Source organism: Bradyrhizobium sp. CCBAU 11430 (genome assembly GCF_028128855.1).
Lineage (GTDB): Bacteria > Pseudomonadota > Alphaproteobacteria > Rhizobiales > Xanthobacteraceae > Bradyrhizobium > Bradyrhizobium ottawaense.
The window spans coordinates 13,085-28,526 of record NZ_LBJV01000005.1 but is presented as its reverse complement, the minus strand read 5'-3'; the positions used below and the strand labels follow the sequence as shown (position 1 = coordinate 28,526).

The window sequence follows — 15,442 nt, the reverse complement described above, 5'->3', positions numbered from 1 at the left end:
TGATGATTGGCGGCGCGTCGGTTGAAGATGCGCTGACGCTGTGGGCTTCCTCGTTGCGAGATGCCAAGCAACGCATCCGTCCGCTGTTTACGCAGGAGCGGGTGGCGGTCTCGGCGGGGCGGTTTCTCGACGGACTGTTGAGTAACGAGCCGCGCAAGACGGGTTGGATGCGGGCTGAAGCGGCCGGCGATCCAGGCCCGTGGCGCCAGCAGGCGATCCTGGGTCGGGGGCAGTGGGATGCCGACGCGCTGCGCGACATTGTGCGTGAGTACGCGCTGGAAACGCTCGCCGATGAGGACGCGGTTCTGGTTATCGATAAGACCGGGTTTTTAAAACAGGACAAGGCATCGTGCGGTGTCGCACGCCAGTACACTGGCTCGGCGGGCAAGATCACCAATTGCCAGATCGGAGTGTTCGCCTCCAATGTGTCGCGGCATGGCCATGCCTTTATCGATCGCACACTCTACCTGCCGGAGGAATGGACGGACGCCCCCGCTCGCCTGATGGCACCGCATGTACCGAGCGATGTGGACTTTGCGACCAAGCCCAAGATCGCGCGTCGAATGATCGCTCGTGCGCCGCAAAGGCGCCGTTCTCGTTCGTGGCGGCGGACAGCGTGTATGGCACGGGCGAGATCGAAACCCTGCTGCGCGAGGCGGGCAAAGGCTATGTTCTGAGTGTTGCTTCCAATCACGTGTTCCGTTCCTGGGGCAAGCCGCAGCCTGTCGCCGGCACCGCCTCCGCGATCGCGCAGAACCTTCCCAAGAACGCCTGGCGCCGCCGTCAGGCGGAGGGACCAAAGGTCCGCGCTGGCACGACTGGGCCTATCTCGAGTTGGGCCGATCTCGACGTCAGTGAATACAACGACGACCTTGCCGGGGAATGGACGCGGGGTCTTCTGATCCGCGGCTTGGCCTTCTTCTCCAGTTGGTGCCCCGAGGGCACCTCCATGCAGAAGCTGGTGTCGGTAGAAGGCCATCGCTCGCCCATCGAGGACAGCTTCGAAACCGCCAAGAACGAGCTCGGCCTTGATCACAACGAAAGCCGCTCCTGGCCTGGCTGGCATCGCCATGTCTCACTCGTCATGCTGGCCTTCGCCATGATAGCCGTCATCCGTCATCGGGCCAATGCTGAGCCAGCGCACAAAAAAACGCGACGCCGGCGCACCAAACATCGTTCCTGATCCGCTGGTCGATCCAGGATATCCGTCGCATCGCTATCAAGCTCGCTCAACGGCGCATCTCGATCGACCGTGTTCTCGCATGGTCGCTCTGGCGGCGAGCTCACCAGGCCGACGCTCGCCGCGCTCACCTCAGACGAAGAATGCAACTGTAATGCTAACTTAGATGAGCCCAGAGCCTCTCTTCGCGAAAAGCCTGATCAGTCTCGAATTATCTGACGTCGGACAGGATGCCAACTGCGTTGTTCAACAAGGACCTACAGAATGCAGGCGTGAGCTTGCCGCGGTGGATCACGACGTTTTCGTGCCCCATCGCGGCTCGCGCGCTCTGCCAGTGCCGATTGTAGCCGCGCTGTTCATTGGATTTCACGTGGCAAGCGGCGAATTCGGCGTCAGCCGCCGTCGCCAACTGCCACGCATGTACCGGCCGCTTCGTATGGATGTGCACCCACATCGGATTCGCCGCCGCACCGTTGCGCAGTGCCTTGGGCCGCAGCTTAATCTCGAACAGCGTCCCCGGATCACCGCTCAACGCGCGCGGAGGATCCGGAGGCTCCAACTCCCCGGCCGCCCGCAACCCTTCAAGGCATTTCTGCGAGGGAAAGCCATAGCTCTTCATGCAATCGATCATGATCGCGGCTCTTTGCCTCTTCAATGAGTTTGCCTGTCCCTGCACCTCGGAATACATCGTCTTGAGCCGGACTATCTTGTCGTGTACTTCGGGCACTTGCGCGGGCGTGAGCAAGCCACTTCGACGAGGCTCCTCCACCGCGGCTACACAGGCTTCGATCTCGGCGGCCTGTCTGTGGAGGCGCTCGACGACGATATTTAGGACGTGGTCGGCGTCCTCGGGTTTCATCTGACGCGCTTGCGAGACGGCGCTTTGCTGAGCGGGCAGATCGAACTTCAAAAGTTCGTCCAATCGCTTGAGCATTCCCGTCAGCGCTTCTCTGGAGGGCGGAGCCTGCCACATCAGCAGGTTTCCGCTCGCCGACGATGACGCCCGCGCGCGGGCCTCCTCCGCGCTCGTGAGTTTCTTTGTACCCAGATCCGAGAGTACGATAACCTTGCGTGTTGAGCCCGTGCCAGCGTCGGACCCGGCGAGCTGCGGCTCAGCGCCTCCAGCTGTCGAACTCCCCTCGCCTGCGGCTGCTGCGCGCCTGCCGTTGCCCTTCCTGCGCGCTGCAGTGCCTTCGCCCACCCCGGCAGTATGTTCCGGCAGCACAGCCCAAGCCGACGGTTCAATCGTGGCTGGTGTCTTTGGCTGAAGTGCCAGCAGCCGCATGACTTCGTCCGCTGTAAGCCACGCGCCTTCCACTATCTGATCCAGCAATTCTAGCGGAAGATCGGCTCCCGCTCCGGCGTCCGTCAGGCTGGCAACCATGCCGCTCACTCCTGACGCAAATTCCGAAAGCCGCTCCATGACTCCTTCCAGAACGTCACGGTGCTCAGCGTCAAGCGGCGCTCCGTTGCGGTTCATCACCGCCTCGGCCGTCGAGGCGAATGCCGGAACAACATCCTCGATGAAGGTCCCGAGCAGACGCACCCGCCCGTCTCCATCGATAAGGGCGTCTCTGACGGCTGGTCCCAACCTGCTCGCTAGGGAGAGCTGCGCGAGAGTGATCTGCGATTCCAGATACTTGTACTTCGTATTGAGTGCATAGCCGGTATGCAGTCGTAGCGCCGCCTCTTCGGACTTCCGCAACTCGGGCGTGCTGCTTGGTAGGTCGGCAGTAGCCGCGCAGACGGACTGCATCCGCTCCGAGCGCAATGCCCTCTTTCTCCACCACTCCATGCAGTGCTCATAGTAGGGCTCCACGCCTGAAAGCACGCGGTTCAGCTGGTCAGGCGAAGCGGTGCGGATGATCCTGCCGAGCAGGGCTGCCGCTTTGTGTCTGCTCTTCTCCAGGTCATCGAAAATCGTAGCAGCCACGGCGTTACCTTCGTCGGCCGCGCCCAGCGTCTCATCGCGGAGCTGGCGAGCCCGATCGTCGGGCAGAATGCGCCCCGCCAAACCTGGGGGCAGAGCAGCGTAGTAGTCCAGAACTGCTGAGCCTGCCTTGACGACTTGATCGATCAGCTCTTGCCTCTCGGACAAGGTCCGGCCGCCCGTGGCTGCCCTACGACAAGTGTTAAAGTCCTCAAGCAGGCTGCCCAACGTTCGCTTTGCTGCCTTAACCTCATCTCTTGTTGGAGCCGCCACATCCGAAGTTGGTTGCCGGTTCACGAGCGGCGCGGTTCTATCTTGAGGCCCGGAGCGCATCCGCTCCACGACGGCCTCGAAAGATTGACTGCGTTCCCCAGGGACGAGGCCGAACTCCAGACTCGAACTGCTCGATACCCCAGTGCTGTCGGCTCCTGCAGCTCCAACGTACGATTTGCCAGCTCGGCCGATGCCCGTCATATTTATCTCCGATAGAAGAGTCGAGAATGCGCAGCCTTCCTGGCTAAACCGCTTCGCTGACGAGTAGCTGACCAAGAGCGTTTTTCCCGATGCACAAGCCCATGTCGCCTCGGGTCCACTTCCATCGCAGCTGCTGTGCTGCTGAAGACAGCGATGCCGGTATAACCGCCTCAGCTGCGGGATCATCACGTGCAGTACATGACCGCAGCCTGAAGCGCGAAATTTTCGCGAGCGCGCTGGACGCAGCACACCGTCACTCGACAGCCTTGCATTGGGGGTTCATTTTTCCTCTGGAAATTGCACGCGATCGGCGCAGCAATGGGCGCGCGGACGTTTCGGGCGAAAATCCGTACGCGGGACATCGGCGCATAATCTAGTGTCCTAAACCAGAAGTTCATGGCGTCTTGGCTGATTGTGAGCGCAGAAGCGTTCGATGGAGCTGAGAATGTCGTCAGCTGATTTGGTCCATCGGAATGGGCTCGGGTCGGCGTTGTGCTGTTCGATGAAGGACGTGATCTCAGTACGTACCTCCGCCACGCTGCGGTAGATGCCGCGCCTGATTTTGCGCTCGGTGATGAGGGCAACGAAACGTTCGACCTGATTGAGCCAGGATGAGCTGGTTGGCGTCAGATGGACGTGCCAGCGCGGTCTTTTGGCCAGCCAGTTACGGATCAGCGGCGTCTTATGGGTTGCCTAATTGTCCTTGACGAGATGGCGTCCAGATCATCCGGCACGGGACTTCGATCTCATCAGAAACTTGCGGAATTCCGTGGCCCGTGGTGCCCGTAACACTTGCCGATGACCCGGCCGGTTGCTAGAGCCGCAAATAGCGATGTCGTGCCATGGCGCTTGTAGTCGTGACTGCGGCGTTCCACCTGACCAGGACGCATGCGGAACGAGGGTTGGCTCCGATCTGGCGCCAAGATCTGTGGCTTTTCGTCGACACACAGCAGATGGCTCGCTCGGGCGGGACCACGTAGAGGCCGACGACGTCGCGAACCTTGGCGACGAAGTTAGGATCGTTTGAAAGCTTGTAGGTCTCCAACCGATGTGGCTGCAGGCCGAAGGTGCGCCATATCCGCTGTACTGTCGAGACCGACAGTCCACTGGCCCTCGCCATGCTGCGCGAGCTCCAGTGAGTGGCCTTGGGCAGTTTCGTCTCAAGGGTGCGGACGATTACTGCCTCGATCCGGGCATCTTCGATCGTGCGCGGCGTCGCTGCTCGATCCAGGAAACCCGTCGCATCGCTATCAAGCTCGCTCAACGGCGCATCTCAATCGACCGTGTTCTCGCATGGTCGCTCTGGCGGCGAGCTCACCAGGCCGCCGATGCACGGCGCGCTCTACGCCGCTGTATGTCTGATAGGCCATCGTACCGACGAGCGTGGCGCGAAGCGGGAAAAGTCCCGCGCGCGCGAGTTCGTTGACGACGAGACTTTCCATGTGGGGAAGGCAGGGTAACCGGCCCGCCTCAACTTTGCTGCCAGCTCGCGTCGCGCGCGATAGCCAATCTTGGCGCGCTGGAAAGCTTCCGCGCGTTTGGCAATCTCGGGATCGTCGGTCGGACCGACATATTTGAGGGTGTCTTCTTCGATCCCTCGCCACCGAGGGCGTGTAGATCTTGTAGTAATAGTATTCGCGGTTGGCTCGCTTCTGTTTTGAGAAAGGTCCCGTTTTCCGGAGCGGCTCGCGAGCCTCAATAAGGATCTCTCGCAGCGACTCGGCGGCTTGATCGTGCAAATCCGCCTCAACGGAGGCCGTCGAAAAACTGAGGCCTGAGATCACCGACCGCAAGCAGCGCGAAGCCGCGCTCGCTGTCCGCGAGGCGCGCAATCAGGCCGCCCAGTTCACTAGTCTAAGAGCCTGCGGGCCATTCTGGCCGACCTGAAGCGCGTCCGACGGACCGTCATGGAGCCGAAAACAGTCGCTACCCGGCTGGAAGCCTTTTTCGAGGAGTTCGTGGAATAACTCCTGCTGAAGGACTTCGAATCCGTTCTCACCGTTAATCATCCGTACCGCTTCCGCGACGCCATCGTCGATCTCGCGCGGAGGATCTCCTACACCCTGGAAACCATGCAGGTCTTCGCCGAGGAGTACACAGCTTCCAGCATGGCAGCCGACATCGAGGACGGTCGAATGGCCGCTGCCGACGACCTGCTGGCCATCGAAAGCATCTTCGATCAGATCGGGGAGATGTTCGACAGGATCGAGGCCTTCCGCAGTCAGCTCGAAACCCGGGTCCGCAACACCATTAAGTACGCCGAGCGAGGCGGGCAGGGACTCGTCGGCAGGGCCGGCGACCTGGTGCGACGCCTGGATGCCCTACCGCGGGATGGCAGGCACCACAAGGCCACAATCGAATGGAGCATAGCTTCAATCCGTGCCCGGCAATCAGCGCCGCGATCCTGGCCACGAGAACAAGAGTCTCGGCGACTGCACTGGCTCCAAGAAGCTTCATTGGCATCACGATAGCTCCGCGAGCTGGTAATCGACAGACCAGACGCCCAGAGCCCCTTAAATCCTGAGCGCTGCGCAATTGTGGCAGAAAGGCCATCATGGGCTTCGATCAAAACGAGAGCTCATCATTCGAGCAGACCTGGACACTAAGCATTACGACAGGCGAGAGCCGCGCGGGTTATTGACCTGCGGTGGACCGAACGGCTCGTGCTTGATGCTGCATGTCTAAATCCTGTAAGCCGACCTAGATTGCCAACAACGTCGCTACTCATATTTTTTCGGCGTGATGCCGCTCAATGACCAGTATTGGTAGTTTATTGGGACCGCAAAGGCTTCCATGATCGCCATAGGGTTGGCGCCGAACGCAGAGCTTTCGCTATGGGTTGATTGGCCTAGCGCCTAAGGCCGGAAAGAAGGGCTTCGGATGCAAAATGAATGACCCGGGTTCGCGAGCCCGTGCTACGTCCCGAGAGAGAATTCCCACACTCCTTCGGGGGAGGAGTGCTTAGGGAAAGGGTGATATCCGGCTCACATAGATTTAGAGCTCACATAGAATTACACGCAAATATCGACAGTCACGGTTGTCGTAATGCCGCCGTCGGATTGACGACAATGTCAAAAGCCCGTTGATAGGGCTACAGCAGGATGGCAGCCTCGTGCGAATGGAACGGCAATCGCCGAAGAACTTGTCCTGATTCGCCGATACTTTGCCGGCGCCACCGAGTGGTATGGCATTTGCTGATGCCATTCCTGTTCTCTCGAACCCAGGAGAAAATCATTGGCGGATGTGCAAGAGGTTGTGCTGTCGGAACGAGAAAAACAGTGCTTGCGATGGATCGAGCAGGGGAAGTCATCCTGGGAGATCGGAGTCATCCTGAACGTGAGCGAGAACACCGTCAACTTTCATGTCAAGAATGCGATGCGAAAGTTGGAAACCACCAGCCGGACGCAGTGCGTCGTCAAGGCGCGGCGTTTGGGTCTTCTTTAAGCCGCGGTTTCGGTGGCGCTGTGGCGAAATACAAGCAGACAGCGATGATAGAGGTGCTGATACTATGAACAGTGCGTGCTTCCATGTCATCGCTGATTGTTACAGTGAGGCGCAACGCGGACAAGGTAATCAAGCTAACGGCGCACGCGCATCACACTCTTGAAACTGGACGGTCAGGGGGGCCCAATGTCGGTCCTCCGTTTGCCAGCCTAGCGGCGTAAACGTGTCGCAAGCTAAAGTGTGGTGGATCATAGCGGCTGGCGTGCTGAAACTGTGATGACCCAAACGCAGCTCGGACGGCCGGGCCGGACCTTAAGTCGGCAATGATGGTCGGCAGACGCATTCCAAAACACGTTGCTGGTAGACGTTGCACGAACTATGACTCTGCGCGCTTAACCAAGTTCGGGTGATTCTCACGAAACGTTGCTGGCTTAGTGACCGATACTTCGCGGACCATCAATGCAGACGTCGTGTTTTTTGATTATTGGGGCGTGTTCGATGCGTGCAACTCGTCTTGTGAACCGTTCGCCGCGGCAACCGAAGCGAAAGGTCAAATCGTCATCCGGATCCACAGGAATGGAAGCGAAGTGCGGTCGCGTCAGGGGCTTTCTCTATCGTTTGCATATTGGACGACAGCTAGGCGATCCGACAGAAAAATGAGACGAGACCTTCGCATCCATACCGCGCTGTTTTTTGCCGCTGCTCTTGATGGCCGGAAGACTCTTCGCTAGATCACAACGGTTCACTATGGAGGTGCCGACGTGGCAATGGGTATTGTGAAGTGGTTCAATCCGACCAAGGGTTATGGATTCATCAGGCCCGAGGATGGAGGCCCCGATGTCTTCGTGCACGTCAGTGCCGTGGAAAAGGCCGGTTACACCACTCTCGAAGAGGGGGCCCGCGTAAGTTATCAGCCCAAGGCCGGGCGTACGGGCAAGATCTCAGCTGAAGATCTCCGGGTTGGCTGATCCGAAAGCCGAATGACGTCTTGGACGAGAGCGGGGTCTCTGTCTCGGGTTGATGAGGATAGTTGTCAGCTAATGGTGAGGTCTTGCTGACGTGACCACTCCCCTTCTCAGCTGAAGCGACATAGCCGAGGCGTGCGCCGTCCAGGCATTTTGGATTGCGACACCGGTGAAGCGCTGTCGGCGCAGAGCCGTCAGTCCCGTGACAAACACTTCTCGGTGCGGGCTGGTAGTGATTGTGGTTCGAGTGCGGTGATTGTTTCATCACGAGAGCCGAGCCCTAGAAAGGCGCGTCAGCATAGCGCCGCACCGTGCTCTGGCGCAGGGTCTGGCGCGTTCTGCTTTGCCTGAACTGCCTGCTGAAGATGGTCCGGAACTTATTGCCTGGCATGCGCCGCCTGAGGCACGAACTCGTCCTGGACCTCCATCAAAGCCGTCGGGCTCGACGCGGAGGATTGTCCACGCTCTGCTCCTTCTGTCAAGGACAGTACCGCTACACCGGAGACTTTGCGAGAAGCTGACGGGCTTTGCCGCTGGCTACAAAAAAAGACGATGCGCCAGTTGCCGCATTCGGTCTTGCCGGTCACGGGCTGCCGTAATCCTAAACGCAATTGTTCAGGACAACTGCCCGCCAGCTTACCAATCTTTTGTGAAGCCACTCCACCATTCCACAGAGTGCCCGTAAACACCATTTCATGCCGTGGTTTACGCGAATTCGACCCAGATATACTTCGGCATAGTTGTCAGCCTCAATCCACGTGAGAGGCGTGCCAGATCGTGCCAATTCTTGGACTCGACAGATCTCACCGTTCAGTCACTGAAGCCCGGTCTGTATATGGACCGGAAGAAGCTGGCCTTTGCCTTGCGTGTCCGCAAGAGCCGAAAGACCTGGGTGGTTGTCAAACAACCGCACCAAAATTCGGCTGGGTCACTATCCTGACTTGAAAGTTGCTGAAGTACGCCGCCGCGGCTTTGCCGCTCTTGGTACTCCCGTTGCGGAAAATGAAACGTCAATGACCTGGGTCAAGAACATGCTGCTTGATTTGGAGAAGCCAATCGATAACGCAAGCGCCAAGGAGGGCGGAGAGACATCGAGAATGATGGGGGCTAAGGCGCCCATGAACTCATTCTGGTGCTTTGCGTTACGACACGGATCTGCGCCTGCAGCATGATCGTACCATACGCTACCTTGCAGGTAATCAGCGGAATTCGGTTTATGCGCGCCGCGAATCGTCGCCCCTCTTGAGGCAGTCACTCTGCAACCCTAGGGTCCATTAGGGGTACAAAATTCCACTGCTGAGCAACTGACCCTTTGAACTGGTAGAGCCAAGTAGGATTGCCATCTTTCATGACGCGGCTTTTGTTCTCGATGCACAGCTTAGTGTCGGCGATACTCAGAATAGCAATTCCCATCGCTGCTTGGGATCGGCAGGGTTGTAGACTGCAAGCATCAGCGCTACTTCCGGAGCGATGCGATCGCCTTCCTGTGCGATTGCGAACTTACCTGCGCTTGACTTCAACGTTGATATGCGAATGTCGGGTTGCAAACATTTTGCGTCCTGATGGGCATGGAGACAGACCAAAAGGACACACTGCACAAGTATACACAGCCAAGCGAGGTACAGCAGCCTTTTGGAAGAAAGGCACGGTGCTTGCTTGGGTGCAGTGAGCGTCACCGGTCTTGCAGGGGCTGTGATGCTGGGGCGGGCCTGACATGTTTCAAGACCATTTCGGGTCCGCCCCGTTACTGCTCGCGAGGCAACATGGAGCAACGTATTCGAGCGGCTTCAGCGGCTATCGCGTTCGCTCATGCGCTCGGGCGCGACGTCCTCAGCGTATACGAACATGAAGGCCGCAAGTACAACAGAATCAGAGTCCGCGTAACTGGGAGCATAACAAACGGCTACGACTTCGAAAGTGAATGCCACATCGCCGGTTCGCTACCGAGTATATATCACTTCGGTGCGGAGTCGCATTGGCTACTGAGGCCCAAGTGCCCAGGAGTCTATAGCGGTCTTGATTATTGCACCTCAACCTCCTTCTCCGTGAGAGTGACAGACAATGGTGTCCAGATAGTCGATTGGCGGAGGAATTCCTTCACATACAACGTCTGGTGGGTGGTCCGCGCAATAGAAGGAAGCCGACAATGGAATTTGTGCTAGCAATTGGCGCTCTACTCGTTTTCACCGCAATCACGGTCGCTTGCCTGTGGGCGCTTGGAGCCCGGCGTGGCTGAGTATCTTGGTGAATGAGCCGATGGAGAAAGCGTTGTTACCATGCCGCTCCTTCTCGTTGAATTTCTGTGTGGTCCGGATTGGCCTGAAGGCCCCCCAAGCGGTCGTGCTGTTGTGGGTGTTGATTGTGTGCAAGAGCCGCCGGAACGGGTGCTGACTGCTCGAAAGCTATACGGGTGCGTGGCCTAACTCGCGGCCCGCTCGCAGGGTCGCGCGTTTTGAGCGGATCACTCTGCAAGCTTAAGGTTCAGTTAATTGGGAGAGTAGGGCAGGTCAGCGGTTGGTGTGACAGCACCAAAACGCCCATCTTGAAGGCCATGATCTCACCGGCGCTTCCTTTGTGGAAAACAAGGCAGTCACCATAGCTCAATACGTGCGCTAGATAGCGTCTATTCAGTGGAAGCGGCGCGCCGCTGACTTGAATGCTCCGATAGCTGTCTTCGCGACGCTTTGTGATGCGCGTGATCTGGCCAGGTGCCATCTGGCTGACTCCGGTTAACTTCTAAAATCATACAGCTCGTCAGAAAGCCGCGACACTCCCGGCTTAAGTAGGCCATTTCCCAATGGACCGCGAACGCATGCGTTATTCTCGCTTGCTGATCGTCCCATGGAAGAACGGCGGGCAGCCACGATCGGTCTCGCCCCAGTGGTCATCGTGCGGTTGCTCTCTCTTCGGTTTTCCTCGGCCGCTGATCCGACCAACTCTCCCGCTCGTTTGTATCCATCCGAGCTAAGCCGCGGATAAAGGATTATGGATCCCGCTACGGGGTTCGCTGTCGGTTACAATTGCCTCCCTCAGCTCGTCGTCAGTGAAGAACCGATGTCCCGCGTTGACGCGGTCAGTCAAGATGGGCGGCACCCTGGGCTCATAGCGGCTTAGCTTATCGAATTGCTGCATCTGCCAACGCAGGTATGCGATCTCATCTTCGACATCACGCTGATAGTATGTGTGGTTGGACTGGTATGCGCTGATCCTACTCCAATAGCCGCACGGAAGCTTCAGCTACGTTCCGAAAGTGGTGGCCTTCATTTCGCCGCGCGCTTCTTAGCGTGCGTTTTCTTCGCAGTCCGACGCTTCATGTTGATCTGCTGCTCGGCAGGCGTGAACCCCATTACCCTTTTGTGATCTTATACTGCGGTTCTGCCTGATCATCGCCCGGCGGGGCCAGATTGAGCCAGCGCGAGGGGACGCTCACACCGCGCTCAGGCTCGGGGACCAAAAATCGCCATCTGTTCTTTGACGGACGGTTGGCCTACTCGACTTGTTCGCGAGACGTGGATCTTCGGGTGGCGGTCTCGCTCCCGCATGAGCAGCTCCACCGTGCTCGCGAGTATCAATTGCGGGAGATTTCGGAGGCCTTGAGTCTCTCATCGGGCAAGCAAGCGAGAAGAGCGAAACCGAAAACCCCGCTGACATTCGAACATTGTCCGGGCTCCCGATCGGCCTGAGCTTGGCGTATTCGCACGCGGGTGCTTGACTCACTCTAGGCTCGACGGTTCAATCTCCCACGCCCGCCAAGATGCCCATGCCGATTGAAGGTGAGACAGTTCGTTCCGAGCGGCGCAGGTGCGTAGCATCGCGACGTAGGATGCAAGCGGGCCACGAACTGATCTTCGACCAGGCTGGGGCCAAACGCGGTTTCAGAATTTAAGCGTGAGATCAGTATCGTGAACAGCCGTGGCATCAGATTGCGATAAGCCTCCAACGCCCTTCTGCATTGCGGATAGATTGCCGATCAGCCGCACAGCACCGTCAGTCTGGCGTTAACGCCCGCCACTGCGGCTCACGCCACAACGTCCTCGCGAAAATGGTGGGAGCATTCTGGCCAACATCGGTTCCCGTAGCGAGCGCTGCTACAGGCTCGTGGTTGCGGCTTTCACCGTCTTGCTCAAAACAACGGTTGTTTCAGTCGCGACAAATAGAGCTGCCGGCAGCCAGATGGCGCGAGAAAAACTACATGATTCTGTCTATGAAAATGCTCGAGGGCATTGGCATGTCGGTTGCTTGAATGTGTGACGGCACCAATTTGGTCATGATATTCCTTCAGCACCCGATCCAGGTATTCAAATGAAACGTGCCCACTTCATCCATGGCAGAGGTCTCTTGATGCACTTTTCAAAACGCGTGCCAGCATCGCGAACTCTGCTACCTTCGGATTGCCGTTTGCTTTGCCAGCCAGAATCCGACGGTCCTACAACGGGCTCGCGATAATGGCGGTCCTCAACAAGATGGTGCACACCGGGGTTAAGACGTTACGCTTCTGGACGATCGTTTGTGCCACCTTTAACCCGTGGCTCAAGCGCCCGTATCGGCGAGATGCCAAGCCTGGGTTCTTGGAGCTAAGCGCCGGCCTTGCATCGGTGGCCACACATGGTCAATGAGCTGTTGCAGGACGATTGGGATCCTGAGAAAATAGTCAGGCAGATGGACGAGCTCAAGGTCAAGCTGCTTCGTGCCCAATCGGTCGTCGCCGAATGTAAGGCAGGATTGGCGGATTTGGAGCTGAGGCTTGAGCGTCGAGCAATCTCATTGCGGATCGATGAACGCCACCACAATTCTGCGCCAAACAATTCAATACGTGACGCTACCGCGCGAACCGCGAAGCATCGATGATCCTGCTCACCAGGAAGCTGCCGTGGCGTTTTCCAGGCGATCATGAGACCATTGAAAGCTGCCGTAACCCAAGTTAACGGCGAGAGTACCGACCGGCTTGCGAGGCGTCATTTTTACGGACCGGGCGGGCGAACTGGAGGCCTGCCGTTATGCCGAGCGGTTTGGTGGTCGCGGTGCGTTGGGCCGGCGGATGGGGCGCGGAGTAACACCACATGCGGGACGTCTCCCCGCGGTGTTGACTAAAGCCTCCTGTCTGGAGGGCTGCTCACGCACATGTCAGGATTGAACGTCAAGAGCTGTCCCCCTTACTCAGGGCCAGTTCGGTCGTTTTATCCGTCTTCCCGGCCGTAACCTCGTCAGCTTTTCGAAAGCTTCTCCGAATACGGATAAACCCATCGATCCTGGACGGGAGGCGGGCGTGCACTCGCACAATTTCGACCTATCTAGTGCTGCCCCTCCACCATCGGTACAGCACGCCTGACTAAACGATCAGCAGCCGAGACTGGCGAAAGAAGATGCCTTTGAGCTGCAACTGAATACAGCGCGCGTGGCAGGCCTTGCCTCGATGCTGCGGTCGCAATCCGCCGTCGAATGTCTCGCGCGCGAATCATGATTACATTCACGAGATGGTGAGCGGTCCAATTACTCGTCGGAAACTCTCACCATCTACGGCTGAGAAGTATCTTCAGATGCTTTAAGAGGGCGGATTTCCCCGGTGAGGGCAGCCAGTCGCTCCAGGCCAGTGATGAGAGTACACTAAACCAGCTCGTCAACACGGTGTTCAAGGAGAACAAGCACGCAGGTGTGGCTTTCCAGACGCTTCAAGAACAGCGCGGAGCTTCAGCAGCAGCAGTCGAGGTCAGGCGCGGGTGAGTGCCGCGGCTTCGGCGGGTACTGGGCGTACACGAATTGCTCCCAGCGAGGCTGATGCGCCGCTTATCGAAATCGTTATCAAGAGCAAGCACTGGGCGCCGACGACTTTGTAGATGAAAAAAAGCCGAATCCGGCGACCCGCTTGATTGGCGCGAGAAGGCCGACCATTGACGAAGCTGTCGGATTTTGAACCATCGCATGACGCTTCGTGTTTTTTGCGCATCTGCAAAGTGCTGCTGCGCAGGTACACGGTCCGGGCCTCTGCTGCGTCTTATAAGTATCATCTTGCGCGCGCCAGTGACGCGCGCGGCGGCAAGATCTAGCCAGCGGCTCCATACCGATGGGGCGTGGATGCCTGACAAAGCACGAGGAGGTCGATGACAAAGCTTTTTCGCAACTTGGCCCTATTGTTCATACTGACCTGCATCGTTGTCGTCCCCGGCGCGAAAGCGCAAGACCGCCGGACTATCACCGAGCCTGTTGCACCTCATACGGTGTGCGAACGCCTCGTGCCGTCTGGCAAGCAAGATACGACCACGTTGCAAAATGCCATCGACCAATGTCCTTCCGGGGCCGCTGTGTACTTAGGGCGTGGCGAGTTCCGGTCGGGCCCACTCGAGATGAAATCGGGTGTGACGTTATGGGTCGGACGCGGGGCGACGCTGATCGCCATCCCCGAACCTGCTGCTTACGACAAGGGCCTCGGACAATGTGGTCGTATTGCGGAAAAGGGCGGCGGATGCCGGCCATTCATCAGCTTTTCCAAAACGAGCGGCGGTGGCATCTACGGAGAAGGCATCATCGATGGTCAGGGGGGCGCAATAATTGGCGGCGGCGCGGAAACCTGGTGGCAGCTAGCGCGCCGCGCTCAAGCCCAGGGCGGCAACCAGAACGCCCCGCGCTTGATCCAGATCGATCATGCGCAGGACATCACTTTCTCTGGTGTCACCTTGCGCAACGCTCCCAACTTTCATGTCGCGATGAACCGGGTCCAAGGTGCCACGTTTTGGGGCCTCATAATCGATTCAACGGCGGATGCGCGCAACACCGATGGCATCGATGTTGCCGCGAGTCAGGATGTGACCATTACCCGCAGCTTGATCCGTACGGGTGACGACAACGTCGCAATCAAGGCCGGCGACAATGGCTCAAGCAGCCATATCTCGATCATTGATAACTATTTCGGCTGGGGGCATGGCATGTCGATCGGCAGTGAGGTGAATTCCGGGGCCAGAGACATATTGGTGCATAATCTGACGCTGGATGGTACGACGTCCGGCCTGCGCATCAAGAGCGATGTTAGCCGAGGCGGTCTGGTCGAGAGCGTGACTTATGAGTACGTGTGCCTGAGGGGCAACCGGTGGCCGCTAGCTTTCGATGCAAAATATGATCCGCGCGCACAAGGCACGAGAATTCCGGTCTATCGGCGAATCGTTCTCCGTCATGTGCATGGCGACACCGGTGTGTTGCTGATCCGCGGCGTAGACGAGGAGCATGCACTTGACGTGACACTCGAAGATGTCCGATTTGCCGACTCCGCCACTTGGCAAGTTGAACATGCGAACGTCACCGCAAAACACTCTGACGTATCACCGCCGCTGCCCGGACAAGCTGCAAAACCGCTGCTGCGCGGCTCGGAGGTATGTTCCAGGGCATTCCGCAACAGCAATCGGTAAGCACTACATCCGGCGCCGAACTCGGGTGGTGAGTTCAGCATCTGGGCCAAGA

General features: G+C 58.3%; 12 protein-coding genes and 1 pseudogene. 8 read left to right on the top strand and 5 right to left on the bottom strand.

The window, feature by feature from the left end; all coding sequences use genetic code 11:
* The first annotated feature begins 2 nt into the window (after nt 1–2).
* Both XI04_RS03010 and XI04_RS03005 read left to right on the top strand, forming a co-directional pair.
* Nucleotides 3–677 (top strand): IS701 family transposase, encoded by a 675-nt coding sequence (locus XI04_RS03010; RefSeq protein WP_271595847.1) that lies wholly within the window; start codon nt 3–5, stop codon nt 675–677.
* The gene (locus XI04_RS03005; RefSeq protein ID WP_271595846.1) at nt 617–1,183 is read left to right on the top strand and encodes a transposase; all 567 of its coding nucleotides are present in this window, start codon (nt 617–619) and stop codon (nt 1,181–1,183) included. The genes XI04_RS03010 and XI04_RS03005 overlap by 61 nt, the downstream gene beginning before the upstream one ends.
* A gap of 208 nt (nt 1,184–1,391) precedes the next feature.
* Here XI04_RS03005 and XI04_RS03000 read toward each other — a convergent pair whose 3' ends face one another.
* Both XI04_RS03000 and XI04_RS02995 read right to left on the bottom strand, forming a co-directional pair.
* On the bottom strand, nt 1,392–3,584 hold the full coding sequence (locus tag XI04_RS03000) for a hypothetical protein (protein WP_271623367.1): 2,193 nt from the start codon (nt 3,582–3,584) through the stop codon (nt 1,392–1,394).
* Between the two features lie 814 nt (nt 3,585–4,398).
* A complete protein-coding gene (locus tag XI04_RS02995; RefSeq protein ID WP_271595844.1) occupies nt 4,399–4,848 on the bottom strand; it encodes a hypothetical protein in 450 nt (149 codons plus the stop codon).
* Between the two features lie 706 nt (nt 4,849–5,554).
* Between XI04_RS02995 and XI04_RS02990 the strand changes: the two genes are divergently transcribed.
* Nucleotides 5,555–6,055, top strand: a complete 501-nt coding sequence (locus XI04_RS02990) for a Wadjet anti-phage system protein JetA family protein (RefSeq protein WP_333913143.1) — start codon at nt 5,555–5,557, stop codon at nt 6,053–6,055.
* A 23-nt stretch (nt 6,056–6,078) separates the two neighbouring features.
* Here XI04_RS02990 and XI04_RS38660 read toward each other — a convergent pair.
* Nucleotides 6,079–6,153, bottom strand: a pseudogene (locus XI04_RS38660) (hypothetical protein); the annotation flags it as partial.
* Between the two features lie 674 nt (nt 6,154–6,827).
* Between XI04_RS38660 and XI04_RS02980 the strand changes: the two are divergent.
* Both XI04_RS02980 and XI04_RS02975 read left to right on the top strand, forming a co-directional pair.
* Entirely contained in the window at nt 6,828–7,028 is a 201-nt protein-coding gene (locus tag XI04_RS02980) for a response regulator transcription factor (RefSeq protein ID WP_271595994.1), read from the top strand.
* Nucleotides 7,029–7,789: 761 nt separating this feature from the next.
* On the top strand, nt 7,790–7,996 hold the full coding sequence (locus XI04_RS02975; RefSeq protein ID WP_036030656.1) for a cold-shock protein: 207 nt from the start codon (nt 7,790–7,792) through the stop codon (nt 7,994–7,996).
* Nucleotides 7,997–8,370: 374 nt separating this feature from the next.
* On the opposite strand, the gene XI04_RS02970 is transcribed toward XI04_RS02975, so the two are convergent.
* Nucleotides 8,371–8,652 carry a hypothetical protein gene (locus tag XI04_RS02970; RefSeq protein WP_271595843.1) on the bottom strand — a complete coding sequence of 94 codons (282 nt, stop codon included), beginning with the start codon at nt 8,650–8,652 and terminating at the stop codon, nt 8,371–8,373.
* A gap of 237 nt (nt 8,653–8,889) precedes the next feature.
* Between XI04_RS02970 and XI04_RS02965 the strand changes: the two genes are divergently transcribed.
* A complete protein-coding gene (locus XI04_RS02965; protein ID WP_271595842.1) occupies nt 8,890–9,165 on the top strand; it encodes a hypothetical protein in 276 nt (91 codons plus the stop codon).
* A gap of 3,433 nt (nt 9,166–12,598) precedes the next feature.
* Nucleotides 12,599–12,841, top strand: coding sequence for a hypothetical protein (locus tag XI04_RS02960; protein WP_271595841.1), 243 nt, complete (start codon nt 12,599–12,601; stop codon nt 12,839–12,841).
* Nucleotides 12,842–13,700: 859 nt separating this feature from the next.
* On the opposite strand, the gene XI04_RS02955 is transcribed toward XI04_RS02960, so the two are convergent.
* Nucleotides 13,701–13,964, bottom strand: coding sequence for a hypothetical protein (locus XI04_RS02955; protein ID WP_271595840.1), 264 nt, complete (start codon nt 13,962–13,964; stop codon nt 13,701–13,703).
* 127 nt (nt 13,965–14,091) lie between these two features.
* Between XI04_RS02955 and XI04_RS02950 the strand changes: the two genes are divergently transcribed.
* Nucleotides 14,092–15,390, top strand: coding sequence for a glycoside hydrolase family 28 protein (locus XI04_RS02950; RefSeq protein WP_271595839.1), 1,299 nt, complete (start codon nt 14,092–14,094; stop codon nt 15,388–15,390).
* Nucleotides 15,391–15,442 lie beyond the last annotated feature (52 nt).